General features: G+C 52.7%; 12 protein-coding genes and 1 tRNA gene. 9 read left to right on the forward strand and 4 right to left on the reverse strand.

The features are described from left to right. Window positions 1–120: 120 nt before the first annotated feature. Window positions 121–4,083 carry a trifunctional transcriptional regulator/proline dehydrogenase/L-glutamate gamma-semialdehyde dehydrogenase gene (gene putA / locus E1B03_RS10230; RefSeq protein WP_133086153.1) on the reverse strand — a complete coding sequence of 1,321 codons (3,963 nt, stop codon included), beginning with the start codon at window positions 4,081–4,083 and terminating at the stop codon, window positions 121–123. Window positions 4,084–4,505: 422 nt separating this feature from the next. Between putA and putP the strand changes: the two genes are divergently transcribed. From putP to phoH, 6 genes are all read left to right on the forward strand, one after another. Then, window positions 4,506–6,014 carry a sodium/proline symporter PutP gene (gene putP / locus E1B03_RS10235; protein ID WP_103771486.1) on the forward strand — a complete coding sequence of 503 codons (1,509 nt, stop codon included), beginning with the start codon at window positions 4,506–4,508 and terminating at the stop codon, window positions 6,012–6,014. 214 nt (window positions 6,015–6,228) lie between these two features. After that, a complete protein-coding gene (efeU, locus tag E1B03_RS10240) occupies window positions 6,229–7,062 on the forward strand; it encodes an iron uptake transporter permease EfeU (RefSeq protein ID WP_103771485.1) in 834 nt (277 codons plus the stop codon). A gap of 57 nt (window positions 7,063–7,119) precedes the next feature. Further along, entirely contained in the window at window positions 7,120–8,247 is a 1,128-nt protein-coding gene (efeO, locus tag E1B03_RS10245) for an iron uptake system protein EfeO (protein ID WP_103771484.1), read from the forward strand. 5 nt (window positions 8,248–8,252) lie between these two features. Then, window positions 8,253–9,536 carry an iron uptake transporter deferrochelatase/peroxidase subunit gene (gene efeB / locus E1B03_RS10250; protein WP_103771483.1) on the forward strand — a complete coding sequence of 428 codons (1,284 nt, stop codon included), beginning with the start codon at window positions 8,253–8,255 and terminating at the stop codon, window positions 9,534–9,536. A 247-nt stretch (window positions 9,537–9,783) separates the two neighbouring features. Next, window positions 9,784–10,080: a hypothetical protein gene (locus E1B03_RS26305; RefSeq protein WP_181012817.1), complete on the forward strand. Its 297-nt coding sequence runs from the start codon at window positions 9,784–9,786 to the stop codon at window positions 10,078–10,080. Continuing rightward, the gene (gene phoH / locus E1B03_RS10255) at window positions 10,059–10,847 is read left to right on the forward strand and encodes a phosphate starvation-inducible protein PhoH (protein WP_003036052.1); all 789 of its coding nucleotides are present in this window, start codon (window positions 10,059–10,061) and stop codon (window positions 10,845–10,847) included. The genes E1B03_RS26305 and phoH overlap by 22 nt, the downstream gene beginning before the upstream one ends. A 57-nt stretch (window positions 10,848–10,904) precedes the next feature. Here the strand turns inward: phoH and E1B03_RS10260 are convergent, their stop codons facing one another. From E1B03_RS10260 to E1B03_RS10275, 3 genes are all read right to left on the reverse strand, one after another. Then, complete coding sequence (locus tag E1B03_RS10260) at window positions 10,905–11,273, reverse strand: hypothetical protein (protein ID WP_103771482.1); 369 nt, start codon at window positions 11,271–11,273, stop codon at window positions 10,905–10,907. A gap of 197 nt (window positions 11,274–11,470) precedes the next feature. Next, a complete protein-coding gene (locus tag E1B03_RS10265; RefSeq protein WP_103771481.1) occupies window positions 11,471–11,803 on the reverse strand; it encodes an EmrE family multidrug efflux SMR transporter in 333 nt (110 codons plus the stop codon). A gap of 344 nt (window positions 11,804–12,147) precedes the next feature. Continuing rightward, window positions 12,148–12,235 (reverse strand) — tRNA-Ser (locus E1B03_RS10275). 235 nt (window positions 12,236–12,470) lie between these two features. On the opposite strand from E1B03_RS10275, the gene ghrA reads away from it, so the two are divergent. The 3 genes from ghrA to E1B03_RS10290 all read left to right on the forward strand — a co-directional run bounded on the left by ghrA (window position 12,471) and on the right by E1B03_RS10290 (window position 14,936). Further along, window positions 12,471–13,409 carry a glyoxylate/hydroxypyruvate reductase GhrA gene (ghrA, locus tag E1B03_RS10280; protein ID WP_103771480.1) on the forward strand — a complete coding sequence of 313 codons (939 nt, stop codon included), beginning with the start codon at window positions 12,471–12,473 and terminating at the stop codon, window positions 13,407–13,409. A gap of 211 nt (window positions 13,410–13,620) precedes the next feature. After that, complete coding sequence (locus E1B03_RS10285) at window positions 13,621–14,358, forward strand: phosphatase (protein WP_133086154.1); 738 nt, start codon at window positions 13,621–13,623, stop codon at window positions 14,356–14,358. Between the two features lie 23 nt (window positions 14,359–14,381). Next, the gene (locus tag E1B03_RS10290) at window positions 14,382–14,936 is read left to right on the forward strand and encodes a TorD/DmsD family molecular chaperone (protein WP_103771478.1); all 555 of its coding nucleotides are present in this window, start codon (window positions 14,382–14,384) and stop codon (window positions 14,934–14,936) included. Window positions 14,937–15,034 lie beyond the last annotated feature (98 nt).

A 15,034-nucleotide genomic window follows, 5' to 3' on the forward strand; every position in this document is an offset into this window, starting at 1 on the left:
AAAAAAGGTTCCGTTACCCGTAATCCCACTGTAGGCCAGATGGCGCTTCGCTTATTCGGCCTACCGCTCGCTGGCTTCAAAAAAAAGGCCCCGTTACCGGAGCCTTAATTAACCACAACCTTAGCCGATTGTCATCAGGCTGGCGTTCCCCCCTGCTGCGGCGGTATTGACGCTCAGGGAGCGTTCAATGTACAGCCTCTCCAGCAGAATATTGCTCTCGCCACGGGCAAAGCCCTGAACCGACACGATCGCGCCTTCGCGGGCTGCTACTGCTTCACATAGTGCGCGAAGCTGATCGGAATCGCCGTGGAAAATTACGGCATCAAACGGCTGCGTAGTGATGTTGTCCGCTTTGGCAAATTGGATGCGTCCGGAGACCGCGCCAGGCAGGCGTTTCGCCAGGTCGCGATGGAACGCATCATCTGGCCACAGGATTAAGCTCCCAACGGAAGTCACGGCGGCAACCTGTACCAGCGCGTCCTGCTCATCATCGGCGATACACAGCACGCGTTCGCGCGGCAACAGCGTCCAGGTATTGCGCTCACCGGTTGGCCCTGGCAGCAGACGTTGGGTTCCGGCCTGCGCCAGTTCGCCAAACTGCTGGCAGAGAGCACGCAGCGATGGACGGTCGGTTGCCCATTCGCTGAGCGCTTCCAGCGGCTGAACAAGTGCAGCCTTAAGCTGCGCATCGACCGGGTAGTCAGCATCCTGACGGGCAAGCGTAATGCCTAACGCATTTTCCGGACGGTTAGCCAGCAGACGATACAGATACAGCGGTCCACCCGCTTTTGGCCCGGTTCCTGACAAGCCTTCGCCACCGAATGGCTGCACCCCGACGACGGCGCCAACCATATTGCGGTTAACGTACAGGTTCCCCACATGTGCCGAGCCCGTGACCTGGGCGATGGTTTCATCGATACGGGTGTGCACGCCCAGCGTCAGGCCGTAGCCGGAGGCGTTAATTTGTTCAATCAGGCTACCCAGATTGTTGCGGGTGTAACGCACAACGTGCAGTACCGGACCGAACACCTCTTTTTGTAATTCGTCGAAGCTTTCCAGTTCGATAAGCGTCGGCGCGATAAAGGTACCGGTTTGCCATTCACGCGCATCATCGCTGTTTTCACGTGCGGCCTGGAACACCGGGCGTCCTTTGGCGCGCATGGTCTGAATATGGCGCTCAATATTGGCTTTGGCTTCTTCATCAATTACCGGCCCAATATCGGTGGTCAGGCGACCCGGGTTACCCATACGGCATTCTGCCATCGCACCGCGCAGCATTTTCAGCGTGTGGTCGGCAACATCATCCTGCAGACACAGGACGCGTAGCGCGGAGCAGCGCTGCCCGGCGCTGTCAAAAGCAGAAGCCAGAACGTCGACCACGACTTGTTCCGTCAACGCGGAGGAGTCGACAATCATTGCGTTCATCCCCCCGGTTTCGGCAATCAGCGGGATAGGACGCCCCTGAGCATCAAGGCGGGTCGCGATATTGCGCTGCAACAGGGTGGCGACTTCCGTTGAGCCGGTAAACATAACGCCGCGTACGCGCTCATCGGAAGTGAGCTGTGCCCCGACGGTTTCACCCTGACCAGGCAACAGTTGCACCACGCCCGGTGGTACACCCGCTTCGAGTAAAATAGCGATACCCTGGGCGGCAATCAGCGGAGTTTGTTCCGCAGGTTTTGCCAGTACGCTATTGCCCGCCGCCAGCGCGGCGGCAATCTGACCGGAGAAAATAGCCAGCGGGAAGTTCCACGGGCTGATACAAACCACTGGTCCTAACGGGCGATGGGTTTCATTATCGAAGTCATCGCGGACCTGACCGGCATAATAGTGCAGGAAGTCGACCGCTTCGCGCACTTCCGCAATGGCGTTGCTGAAAGTTTTACCCGCTTCGCGCACCAGGATGCCGATCAACTGCTGCATCTGACCTTCCATCAGAACGGCGGCGCGATGCAAAATAGCGGCACGCTCTTGTGGCGGGGTGGCGAACCAGATCGGCGCGTTATTTACCGCGTTTTGTAATGCCTGTTCCACTTCGCTGTGAGTCGCTTCACGCACGTAACCGACAATGTCTTTCGGTTCGGCCGGGTTGACGACGGGCGTCATTTCACCGTCAGCAACCGGATGTTCGAGCATCGGTTTAGCGTGCCATTTTTGCAGCGCGCTGTTGAGCAGGGCAGAGGACAGCGAGGCCAAACGATGTTCGTTAGCTAAATCCAGCCCGGCTGAGTTTTCGCGGCCTTTACCATACAGGTCACGCGGCAGGGCTATCTTCGGATGCGGCAGCCCGGCCTGGCCTTCCTGTTGCGCCAGTTTTTCCACGGCTTCGACTGGGCAGGCCACCAGTTCATCCAGCGGCAAGGTGGTGTCTGCGATGCGGTTGACGAATGAGGTGTTGGCGCCGTTTTCCAGCAGACGTCGCACCAGGTACGCCAGCAGCGTTTCGTGCGTGCCGACCGGCGCATAAATACGACATGGACGGTTCAGTTTGCCATCTGCAACTTTGCCGGTGACCTGCTCATACAGTGGTTCGCCCATGCCGTGCAGGCACTGGAACTCGTACTGACCTGGATAGTAGTTTTGACCGGCCAACTGATAAATTGCCGCCAGCGTATGGGCGTTGTGGGTGGCGAACTGCGGGTAGATCAGATTCGGTACCGCAAGCAGTTTTTTCGCACAGGCCAGATAGGAAACGTCGGTGTACACTTTACGGGTATAGACCGGATACCCTTCCAGACCGTCCATCTGGGCACGTTTGATTTCGCTATCCCAGTAAGCGCCCTTAACCAAACGGATCATCAGTCGACGGCGGCTGCGCGTGGCGAGGTCAATCAGATAGTCGATAACATACGGGCAGCGCTTCTGGTAAGCCTGGATAACGAAGCCGATACCATTCCAGCCCGCCAGTTCAGGTTCAAAGCACAGTTTTTCCAGCAGATCGAGGGAGATCTCCAGTCGGTCGGCCTCTTCGGCGTCAATGTTGATGCCGATGTCGTACTGGCGCGCCAGCAGAGTCAGCGACTTCAGACGAGGATAGAGCTCATCCATTACGCGGTCATACTGCGCACGACTGTAACGCGGATGCAGCGCCGACAGCTTGATAGAAATGCCCGGCCCTTCATAAATACCGCGCCCGTTAGAGGCTTTCCCAATGGCGTGGATCGCCTGCTGGTATGAAACCATATAAGCCTGGGCATCGGCGGCGGTCAGGGCCGCTTCGCCCAGCATGTCATAAGAGTAGCGGAAGCCTTTTTCTTCCAGTTTACGGGCGTTAGCCAGCGCTTCGGCGATAGTCTCTCCGGTGACGAACTGCTCACCCATCAGGCGCATGGCCATATCGACGCCTTTACGCACCAGCGGTTCACCGCTCTTACCGATAATACGGTTGAGTGAGCGTGAGAGGCTGGCTTCGTTATGTGTAGAAACCAGACGACCGGTAAACAACAGCCCCCAGGTTGCCGCGTTGACAAACAGGGACGGGCTGCGTCCAATGTGTGACTGCCAGTTACCGTTACTGATTTTGTCGCGGATTAACGCATCGCGGGTCGCTTTATCTGGAATACGCAGCAGGGCTTCCGCCAGGCACATCAGCGCCACGCCTTCCTGTGAAGAAAGGGAGAATTCCTGCAATAAACCTTGTACCATCCCGGCGCGGCCGCTGGCGGTCTTCTGGTTACGCAGTTTGTCGGCCAGATCGTACGCCAGCTTGTGCGCTTGCTCAGCGATGGGTTGCGGTAGACGAGCCTGTTCCATCAGCATCGGCACGGCGTCGGTTTCGGCGCGGCGATACGCGGCGGTAATAGCTGCGCGGGAAACGGACTGCGGCAGGATCTGTTCGGCAAACTCCAGGAAAGGCTGATGCGCTTCATTCTGCGGTGCGGTTGACTCCTCACCCTCATTTGCGGCGCCCGCCAGCAGAGCCGGCAGTTCAGGAAGCGCGTCGTCATTTTCCAGTCTTTCGAGATAATTAAAGATGGCTTGTTTGATCAGCCAATGTGGCGTGCGATCGATTCGTGATGCTGCTGTTTTAATACGCTCGCGAGTGGCGTCATCCAGCTTAACCCCCATCGTGGTGGTTCCCATGCCGTTTACTCCTGTTGTACTGAAATACGGGTCTGATAGTTACCGAGAAATATCTACTATGTTGCAACTTTGTGCAACCGTGTTAAATGTGACTTGGTTTGCAAGCTTGGAAATGAATGAAATGTTAATAAATTTGATCGTTATGAAAGGGGCTGTAAAAAATGCCGAATCTTTTTCTCTGCGGTAGTTAACACTTTTAAAAGGTGCAACCGAAAAAAGTGTGAGAGAGTGCAACCTACAGAAAAATGCTATCTACTCTGGATTAAATTTGATGTAAATGATGTGTTAAATCGATTGTGAATAACCATCGCTTCCGGCAGGATACGGTCGCCCTGGTAAACATAGATATCTTTGCCACGTTCCGGCAGGGTAATAAAACGGCAAGCCACGGCATTGCTGATACATAATTTTGGAGAGTTTTGATGGCTATTAGCACACCGATGTTAGTGACATTCTGTGTCTATATTTTTGGCATGATATTGATAGGGTTTATTGCATGGCGTTCAACCAAAAACTTTGACGATTACATTCTTGGTGGACGCAGTCTGGGTCCATTCGTGACCGCGTTATCCGCCGGGGCATCTGACATGAGCGGCTGGTTACTGATGGGTCTGCCTGGCGCGATTTTCCTGTCGGGCATTTCAGAGAGCTGGATCGCCATCGGCCTTATTTTGGGCGCATGGATCAACTGGAAGCTGGTGGCCGGACGTTTACGCGTACATACCGAATATAATAATAATGCGCTGACGTTACCGGATTACTTTACCGGTCGCTTTGAAGATAAAAGCCGAATTCTGCGTATTATCTCCGCGCTGGTTATTCTGCTGTTTTTCACCATCTATTGTGCCTCAGGGATTGTGGCAGGGGCGCGTCTGTTTGAAAGCACCTTTGGCATGAGCTATGAAACAGCGCTGTGGGCGGGGGCGGCCGCGACGATCATTTATACCTTTATTGGTGGTTTCCTTGCTGTTAGCTGGACCGATACCGTCCAGGCCAGCCTGATGATCTTTGCTCTGATCCTGACGCCGGTAATGGTCATTATTGGCGTGGGTGGATTTGAAGATTCGCTGGAAGTGATTAAACAAAAGAGCATTGAGAACGTGGACATGTTCAAAGGGCTGAATTTTGTTGCCATCATTTCGCTAATGGGCTGGGGTCTGGGCTACTTTGGTCAGCCACATATTCTGGCGCGCTTTATGGCGGCAGATTCTCACCATAGCATCGTTCATGCTCGCCGTATCAGTATGACCTGGATGATCCTGTGTCTGGCAGGTGCCGTGGCCGTGGGCTTCTTCGGTATTGCTTACTTTAACAACAACCCACAGCTTGCCGGGGCCGTTAACCAGAACGCCGAGCGTGTGTTTATTGAACTGGCGCAAATCCTGTTCAACCCGTGGATTGCCGGTATCCTGCTGTCTGCGATCCTTGCTGCGGTTATGTCAACCCTGAGCTGCCAGCTGCTGGTGTGCTCCAGCGCAATCACCGAAGATTTGTACAAAGCGTTCCTGCGTAAAAATGCCAGCCAGAACGAGCTGGTATGGATTGGTCGCATCATGGTGCTGGTCGTAGCGCTGGTGTCCATCGCGCTGGCGGCGAACCCGGAGAACCGCGTGCTGGGTCTGGTAAGCTACGCCTGGGCGGGCTTTGGTGCGGCGTTTGGTCCGGTGGTTCTGTTCTCCGTAATGTGGTCGCGTATGACCCGCAATGGCGCGTTGGCAGGGATGATCATCGGTGCGGTGACGGTAATCGTCTGGAAGCAGTTTGCCTGGTTGGGGCTGTATGAAATTATCCCAGGCTTTATTTTCGGCAGCATCGGTATTGTGGTCTTCAGCCTGTTGGGTAAAGCACCTTCAGCCGCGATGCAGCAGCGATTTGCCGAGGCTGATGCGCATTATCACTCAGCTCCACCATCGCGTTTACAGGCAGAATAATCTGCCGCTGTCTTCAAGCCCGCCGCGTGCGGGCTTTTTTTATTGCCCGCGCCGTAAACCCGTCATAACCGTTACCCGCCTAACATTTTACATTCAGTCATCATTCTCAAAACATTCTGCTTGAGTTTTTCTTTGCTGTAATGATAATCACTATCACTGTAATTTACTTTTCTTTTCATCAATTGACTGAGAATAACGTTTAAGGGTTCTTCGCATGTTTGTTCCATTTCTAATTATGTTGCGCGAAGGGTTAGAGGCCGCGCTGATTGTCAGCCTGATTGCCAGCTACCTGAAACGGACTCAGCGTGGTCGATGGATTGGTGTGATGTGGATTGGTGTTCTGCTGGCTGCGGCGTTATGCCTGGCGTTAGGGGTTTTCATCAACGAAACCACCGGTGAATTTCCGCAAAAAGAACAGGAGCTGTTTGAAGGCATCGTGGCGGTCATTGCCGTGGTGATCCTCACCTGGATGGTGTTCTGGATGCGTAAAGTTTCGCGCAACGTCAAAGTCCAGTTGGAACAGGCTGTCGATAACGCGTTGCAACGCGGCAACCATCACGGCTGGGCGCTGGTGATGATGGTCTTTTTTGCCGTTGCCCGCGAAGGGCTGGAATCGGTGTTCTTCCTGCTGGCGGCGTTCCAGCAGGATGTAGGCATCTGGCCGCCGTTAGGCGCGATGCTGGGACTGGCTACCGCAGTGGTACTGGGTTACCTGATTTACCTTGGCGGTATTCGCCTCAACCTCGGGGCATTTTTTAAATGGACCAGCCTGTTCATTTTGCTGGTGGCCGCCGGTCTTGCCGCTGGGGCCATCCGCGCCTTCCACGAAGCCGGGTTGTGGAATCATTTTCAGGATATGGCGTTTGACCTGAGCAGCGTGCTGTCGACACATTCGCTGTTTGGCACATTGATGGAAGGCATTTTTGGCTATCAGGAAGCGCCAAGCGTTAGTGAAGTCGCTGTCTGGTTTATCTACCTGATTCCGGCGTTGATTATGTTTGCGCTACCGCCGCGTTCAGGCACTACGGCATCGCGTACCGCACCTTGATAAAAACGCGATGCAGAATACTTTTTAGTTACAACATACTTATTTATAGGGCAGGTTATGACGTTTAATTTTCGCCGTAGTGCGCTGCAGTTGGGTATTGCCGCGCTGTTTGCATCCGCTTTTTCTGCACAAGCCGCTGATATTCCGCAGGTGAAAGTCACGGTTAACGACAAACAGTGTGAGCCGATGACGATCACGGTTAATGCCGGGAAAACGCAGTTCATCATCCAGAACCACAGCCAGAAAGCGCTGGAGTGGGAAATTCTCAAAGGCGTCATGGTGGTTGAAGAGCGCGAAAACATTGCGCCAGGATTTAGCCAGAAAATGACGGCTAACCTGCAGCCAGGCGAATATGATATGACCTGCGGTTTGTTAACCAATCCGAAAGGTAAACTGATCGTAAAAGGTAGCGCAACGGCGGATGCCGCGCAGAGTGATGCTCTGCTGAGCCTGGGGGGTGCGATTACCGAATATAAAGCCTATGTGACAGCAGAGACTGCGCAACTGGTAGCGGGTACCAAAGCCTTCACCGATGCGATTAAAGCCGGTGATGTGGAAAAAGCAAAATCCCTGTATGCGCCAACCCGTCAGCATTATGAGCGTATTGAACCGATTGCTGAACTGTTTTCCGATCTCGATGGCAGCATCGATGCGCGTGAAGATGATTACGAACAAAAAGCTGCCGATCCGAAATTCACCGGCTTCCACCGTCTGGAGAAAGCGCTATTTGGCGACAATACCACCAAAGGTATGGACAAGTATGCCGACCAACTAAACAGTGATGTTCTTGACCTGCAAACGCGTATTAGCGAGCTGGCTTTCCCACCGTCTAAAGTGGTTGGCGGGGCGGCAGGGCTGATTGAAGAAGTCGCTGCCAGCAAAATCAGCGGAGAAGAAGATCGCTACAGCCATACCGATCTGTGGGATTTCCAGGCCAACGTCGATGGTGCGCAGAAAATTGTCGATCTCCTGCGTCCTCAGTTACAAAAATCCAATGCAGAGCTGCTGGCGAAGGTAGATGCGAACTTCAAAAAGGTCGATACCATTCTGAGCAAGTACCGTACCAAAGACGGCTTTGAAACCTATGACAAACTGACCGATGCCGATCGTAATGCGCTGAAAGGGCCGATCACGACGCTGGCGGAAGACTTGTCGCAATTACGCGGTGTTCTGGGTCTGGATTAAGCACTATGCAGCAAGATAATGAAAACGGCGTGAGCGAACCGTCACGCCGACGTTTACTGAAAGGGATGGGGGCCCTGGGTGGGGCGCTGGCGCTGGCGGGTGGGTGCCCGGTTGCCCACGCGCAAAAACCACAAAGCGCGCCGGGCACGCTGTCCCCTGATGCACGTAGTGAAGCGCAGCCGTTTTATGGCCAGCATCAGGCGGGGATCCTGACGCCGCAGCAGGCATCGATGATGCTGGTGGCATTCGATGTTCTCGCCAGCGATAAGGCCGATCTTGAGCGTTTGTTCCGATTGCTGACCAACCGATTTGCGTTTCTGACTACCGGCGGGCCGGCGCCGGATACGCCGAATCCGCGGTTACCGCCGATGGATTCCGGTATCCTCGGTGCATACATTGCGCCAGACAACCTGACGATGACGTTGTCGGTCGGCTCATCGCTGTTCGATGAACGTTATGGCCTGAAATCGCAGATGCCGAAAAAGCTGCAAAAAATGACCCGCTTCCCGAATGATTCACTGGATGCGGCGCTGTGTCATGGTGATGTGCTGCTGCAGATTTGTGCCAACACCCAGGACACCGTCATCCACGCGCTACGCGATATCATTAAACATACGCCCGATCTCCTCAGCGTACGCTGGAAACGTGAAGGTTTTATTTCCGACCACGCCGCGCGCAGCAAAGGCAAAGAGACCCCGGTCAATTTGCTTGGCTTTAAGGACGGTACCGCGAATCCGGACGCGACGGATGCGAAGTTGATGCAGGATGTGGTGTGGGTTACGGATGGGCAGGGTGAACCTGCCTGGGCGCAAGGCGGAAGCTATCAGGCCGTCAGGCTCATTCAGTTCCGTGTTGAGTTCTGGGATCGTACACCGCTGAAAGAGCAGCAAACGATTTTTGGTCGCGATAAACACACTGGCGCGCCGTTGGGTATGCAACATGAGCACGATGTGCCTGACTATGCCAGCGATCCTGAAGGTGAGGTGATTGCGCTCGACAGTCATATCCGCCTGGCGAATCCGCGCACGAAAGAGACCGACTCCAGCTTGATGATGCGCCGTGGCTACAGCTATTCGCTCGGTGTAACCAATTCCGGCCAGCTGGATATGGGACTGTTGTTTGTCTGCTATCAACACGATCTGGAAAAAGGCTTTTTGGCGGTGCAGAAACGCCTGAACGGTGAAGCGCTGGAAGAGTATGTCAAACCGATTGGTGGGGGATACTTCTTTGCTTTGCCGGGCGTCGAAACCGCAGATCATTATCTGGGGCAGTCCCTGCTCGAAGCCTGATGATGATGCCCCGTTGTAAAGCGGGGCTTTTCCTGACATCTTGATGAATGAACAAATTATTTTTTATGATCGGTATGGGACTGAAATAATTCTGTCATCTCTGGGCAAGAAACTGTCTCTGGTGATAAGATAGAATTTAAGTTAATGGCAAGTAAAAATATTGTTGCATTAACGAAGGGTTATGATGTACTTATAAGTAATAGCGGTAGTTCCCGGCGGTGATAGTCGTTCACTATGGAGATCGCGAATGGAAAAGTCCTGTATTGGACACGTTTTTCACAGTAACAGCAGTACCTTACGCGGACGTTTCTCTTCCGGTAGCCACCTCGTCACCGCTAAATCTCTCTCTCATTCACTTCTTATCCTTGTTACTGACGCCCTGCTCGGTGCGCGTAGCCGTGTGTGGCGTCTTATCCGAAAGCAAGCAATGGCTTACAAGGAAGCCAACCCTCAGATGTTCGTGCGCATAATCGTGCCGCCAACGGCGCGTGTGATGTATACCTACAACTCAAGGTGCTATCCATGGGAAGACAAAAAGCAGTGATCAAAGCTCGTCGTGAAGCAAAACGTGTGCTGAGGCGGGATTCGCGTAGTCATAAACAACGTGAAGATGAATCGGTCACCTCGCTTGTGCAGATGGGCGGCGTAGAAGCGATCGGTATGGCGCGTGACAGTCGCGACGCCACGCCAATCACGGCGCGAAATGAAGCTCAGGCGCACTACCTGAATGCTATCGAGAGTAAACAGCTGATCTTCGCCACCGGTGAGGCCGGGTGCGGTAAAACCTGGATCAGCGCGGCAAAAGCAGCAGAGGCCCTGATCCACAAAGACGTGGACAGGATCATTGTAACCCGTCCAGTTCTGCAAGCTGATGAAGACCTCGGCTTCTTACCTGGGGATGTTTCCGAGAAGTTTGCTCCCTATTTTCGTCCAGTGTATGACGTGCTGGTGAAACGTCTGGGAGCCTCCTTCATGCAGTATTGCCTGCGACCTGAGATTGGTAAGGTGGAAATCGCGCCGTTCGCCTATATGCGTGGACGTACATTTGAAAATGCAGTGGTCATTCTTGACGAGGCTCAGAACGTCACTGCTGCGCAAATGAAGATGTTTTTAACCCGCCTCGGGGAGAATGTGACGGTGATTGTGAATGGGGATGTGACCCAGTGCGATCTACCTGCCCACGTTCGCTCAGGGCTTAGCGATGCGCTGGCCCGTTTCGAAGAAGATGATATGGTTGGGATTGTTCGTTTCAATAAAGACGATTGCGTCCGCTCTGCGCTCTGTCAGCGGACGCTCAACGCTTACAACTGATAAGTACTCCGTCTTCAAGGCCCGGGAAACCGGGCTTTGTTATTTGACGCCAGCACATTACTTTTTTTTGCTGCTCCAGTAGTTGATACAGGCCTGGTCAAACAACTGGTTGTTTTCATCTATTTTCTTTAATGCTTGTATCAGAAAGGTCAGCAGGTCATCTTTATAAATCCCGCCTGTCGTCACTTGTTTTCGTAAGATCCCAGTGCTGGTGTAGGTTTTTTTAATGGTGACATTATGCCTGATGTTGCAAACGACCGTTCGTTGATGCTCTTCGTAGAATCGGCTGTCAGGATCGAAAAACGTATTTATTTCATTCGGAGTTCTTTTGAGTAATTTTCGTGAGAAAACCATTAAGGGAATAAATCCTGCTTCGTCTGCCTGCGACATGATCTCATCAAGCAAAGCTCCTTCTGTATCTAACATGGCCTTATATTCCTGATCCCATGAGAACGCGGTTGTTACAGCATAAGAGTGGTTTAATTAATGCGCAACGGGCTGGAGATGCTTATGTACTGGCCTGAATGTGAGCATCGTCTTAATACTCTTTATGATTAGGGCAAACGTAGACGTGGTTTAAAACCCTCCTCACGAGGCTCCTGTCCGATTCTCTTTCCAGAGTACTAATGCGGGGAGGATTTTGAAAAAATGTTAATAACCAGAACTCCGGCACAAATCAGAAGCATGCCTAAGATCGCAGGGAAATCAAGCTTTTGCCCACTGACCAACCAGCCCAAAAGGCTGATTAATACGATTCCAGCACCTGACCAAATTGCGTACGCAATACCCGTTGGAATGGTCGACAGCGTCTGGGAGAGGAGATAAAAAGCGGTGCAGTAACACACAATTGTTGCTACAGATGGCCAGAGGCGTGTAAATCCATCAGAGAACTTCATCAGGGTTGTACCTATGACTTCAGCTAAGATGGCCCCAGCAAGGAAAATGTATGAATTCAAAATCAGGCCCCATGTGACAATCTAAAACAATCATCGTATCACATGCGAAAAAAAGCCCGTACTTTCGTACGAGCTCTTTCTCGAATATGGCGGTGAGGGGGGATTGACTCGCTTCGCTCGCCCCTTTGGGGCAGCCCGTTCGCTGCGCTCCCGGTCTGTCCAACTGGCTACGCTGCTACTCGGCCCATCCCTGGGCCTCGCCCCTACGGGGCCAGCGCATGCGCTGTTCAAAATTGCTCCCGGCAATTTTGTGTCGAACCCCGGTCGGGGTTTCTCATCCCCCCCGCAGATGTGCAACATGCGAAAAAAAAGCCCGTACTTTCGTACGAGCTCTTCTTAAAATATGGCGGTGAGGGGGGGATTCGAACCCCCGATACGTTGCCGTATACACACTTTCCAGGCGTGCTCCTTCAGCCACTCGGACACCTCACCATATTGTTGTTCCTGTGCTACCGGAACGGGCGCTAATTTAGGGAAATACCGTCTCGGCGTCAATCAACTTTTGGAAAAAAACGTGCGTTTACACAAACTTCAATCAATATGGAGCTTAAATAAGCGGGAATTGTTTTTTTTGCCAGCATCCTAAAATTTGTTACTCTGATGTTCGCTCGAAAAATGATGATTATAAGTGCGAGAAAGTTCCGCATAACAATGCTCAGGAGACAAAATGGATATAATTTTTTATCACCCAACATTCGATACGACCTGGTGGATTAATGCGCTAGCTAAAGCAATACCTGGCGCGAACGTCCGTGAGTGGAAAGCGGGTGATAATGCGCATGCTGACTATGCGCTGGTCTGGCATCCGCCGGTTGAAATGCTTGCCGGACGAAAATTAAAGGCCGTATTTGCGTTGGGAGCGGGCGTGGATTCTATTCTCAGTAAACTCCACGCTCATCCGGAAATGTTAGATGCGTCAGTCCCGCTTTTCCGTCTGGAAGATACGGGTATGGGCCTACAAATGCAGGAATATGCGGTCAGCCAGGTGCTGCACTGGTTTCGTCGTTTTGATGATTACCAGGCATTAAAAAACCAGGCGAAATGGCAACCGTTACCAGAATATACTCGCGATGAGTTTACCGTCGGGATCATGGGCGCTGGCGTTTTAGGTGCGAAAGTCGCAGAAAGCCTGCAAGCATGGGGATTCCCGCTGCGCTGCTGGAGTCGTACGCGTAAATCATGGTCTGGTGTGGAAAGCTTTGCCGGTACCGAGGAACTGGGTGCGTTCCTGAGTCAAACTCGGGTGCTTATCAACCTCCTGCCCAATACGGCAGAAACCGTGGGCATTATTAACGCGGGTTTACTTAATCAGTTACAGAATGGCGCTTACGTGCTAAACCTAGCACGCGGTGTTCATCTCAATGAAGACGATCTTCTGGCATCGCTGGAAAGTGGCAAAGTTAAAGGTGCCATGCTGGATGTTTATAGCCGCGAGCCGCTGCCGGAAACCTGCCCGCTGTGGAAACATCCGCGTGTGGCCATGACGCCGCATATTGCCGCGGTAACGCGCCCGGTAGAGGCGGTGGACTATATCTCCCGCACGATTTTGGACCTGGAAAGTGGTAAATCCGTCACGGGTCAGGTCGATCGCGTACGGGGATACTGATGGTAACCCGGCAAGTGCCGGGTTTCAGCTAAAATACTCGTTATACTTCAAGCTGCATGTGCGATGGCTACGGTTATACCCACGCATCACTTACTACAGTAAGCTCATCAGGTGTCACTTCCTTGCCGCCTGCCTGCAACCGGAATTATTTAGGGTATTAATGGCGGCGATACCTGCTATCCTTGACGGAAAATGACTACAGGAGAGAGTTATGTATCCCGTTGACCTGCATATGCATACCGTCGCCAGCACCCACGCCTACAGCACCTTAAGTGATTACATCGCTGAAGCCCGTCGCAAAGGCATCAAGCTGTTTGCCATTACCGATCATGGACCGGACATGGCGGATGCACCTCACCATTGGCACTTTATTAATATGCGTATTTGGCCTCGTATCGTTGACGGCGTAGGGATACTGCGTGGCATTGAGGCGAATATTAAGAATATTGAAGGTGAAATCGACTGTTCAGGACCCATGTTTACCTCCTTGGATCTGATCATCGCGGGCTTCCATGAGCCGGTTTTTGCACCTCACGATAAAGACACCAATACCCAGGCAATGATTGCCACGATGGCCAGCGGCAACGTGCATATCATTAGTCATCCGGGGAACCCCAAATATCCCGTTGATATTACTGCGATTGCGCAGGCGGCGGCAAAATACCAGGTTGCGCTGGAAATTAATAACTCCTCATTTTTGCATTCACGTAAGGGCAGTGAGGATAATTGTCGCGCGGTTGCAGCGGCTGTGCGTGATGCCGGCGGCTGGGTGGCATTAGGGTCAGATTCCCATACCGCTTTCACGCTGGGAGAATTTGGCGAATGCCGTAAAATTCTCGATGATGTGAATTTCCCGGAAGACAGAATTTTAAACGTCACACCTAAACGCCTGCTGGCGTTTCTTGAATCGCGAGGCATGGAGCCGATCGCGGAATTTGCTGAACTGTAATTGTTACTCACTGGAATATATCAATGAACGAGTTTTCTATCCTGTGCCGCGTACTGGGCTCGCTGTTTTACCGCCAACCGCAGGACCCTTTACTGGTTCCTTTGTTTACCCTGATTAGTGAAGGAAAATTGTCCGCCAGCTGGCCGCTGGAACAGGACGAACTGCTGACTCGCCTGCAGAAGAGCTGCGATATGCCCCAACTGGCTGCTGATTACAACGCGCTGTTTGTCGGTGACGAGTGTGCGGTACCGCCTTATCGTAGCGCTTGGGTAGAAGGGGCGAAAGAATCCGATGTTCGTGCGTTTCTTTCTGCCCGTGGAATGCCGCTAGCAGATACTCCGGCCGATCATATTGGTACGCTGTTGCTGGCAGCCTCCTGGCTTGAGGACCAGTCTGCGGAGGATGAAAGCGAAGCGCTTGAAACCTTGTTTGTGGAATACTTGCTGCCATGGTGTGGAACGTTCCTTGGCAAAGTTGAAGCACACGCCAACACGCCGTTCTGGCGTACCATGGCTCCGCTAACGCGCGATGCCATTAGTGCGATGTGGGACGAATTGCAGGAAGATACAGACGAATAATTGTGATTTAGATCACTTTATAGTGCAACGCAATTTATGTGCTTGCATAAATTGTGTGCACGATCTCATTCCTATGCCGTTTATCTGCTAAGATACGC

Origin of the sequence: Citrobacter arsenatis (assembly GCF_004353845.1) — a bacterium.
Classification (GTDB): domain Bacteria; phylum Pseudomonadota; class Gammaproteobacteria; order Enterobacterales; family Enterobacteriaceae; genus Citrobacter; species Citrobacter arsenatis.

Excerpts from the sequence above, each read along its gene's own strand:
- E1B03_RS10260 (WP_103771482.1), bottom strand. The coding sequence starts at position 11,273 with ATGTTAGATACAGAAGGAGCTTTGCTTGATGAGATCATGTCGCAGGCA.
- E1B03_RS10290 (WP_103771478.1), top strand. The coding sequence starts at position 14,382 with ATGAACGAGTTTTCTATCCTGTGCCGCGTACTGGGCTCGCTGTTTTAC.
- efeB (WP_103771483.1), top strand. The coding sequence starts at position 8,253 with ATGCAGCAAGATAATGAAAACGGCGTGAGCGAACCGTCACGCCGACGT.
- ghrA (WP_103771480.1), top strand. The coding sequence starts at position 12,471 with ATGGATATAATTTTTTATCACCCAACATTCGATACGACCTGGTGGATT.
- phoH (WP_003036052.1), top strand. The coding sequence starts at position 10,059 with ATGGGAAGACAAAAAGCAGTGATCAAAGCTCGTCGTGAAGCAAAACGT.
- putA (WP_133086153.1), bottom strand. The coding sequence starts at position 4,083 with ATGGGAACCACCACGATGGGGGTTAAGCTGGATGACGCCACTCGCGAG.
- E1B03_RS26305 (WP_181012817.1), top strand. The coding sequence starts at position 9,784 with ATGGAAAAGTCCTGTATTGGACACGTTTTTCACAGTAACAGCAGTACC.
- putP (WP_103771486.1), top strand. The coding sequence starts at position 4,506 with ATGGCTATTAGCACACCGATGTTAGTGACATTCTGTGTCTATATTTTT.
- efeO (WP_103771484.1), top strand. The coding sequence starts at position 7,120 with ATGACGTTTAATTTTCGCCGTAGTGCGCTGCAGTTGGGTATTGCCGCG.
- E1B03_RS10285 (WP_133086154.1), top strand. The coding sequence starts at position 13,621 with ATGTATCCCGTTGACCTGCATATGCATACCGTCGCCAGCACCCACGCC.
- efeU (WP_103771485.1), top strand. The coding sequence starts at position 6,229 with ATGTTTGTTCCATTTCTAATTATGTTGCGCGAAGGGTTAGAGGCCGCG.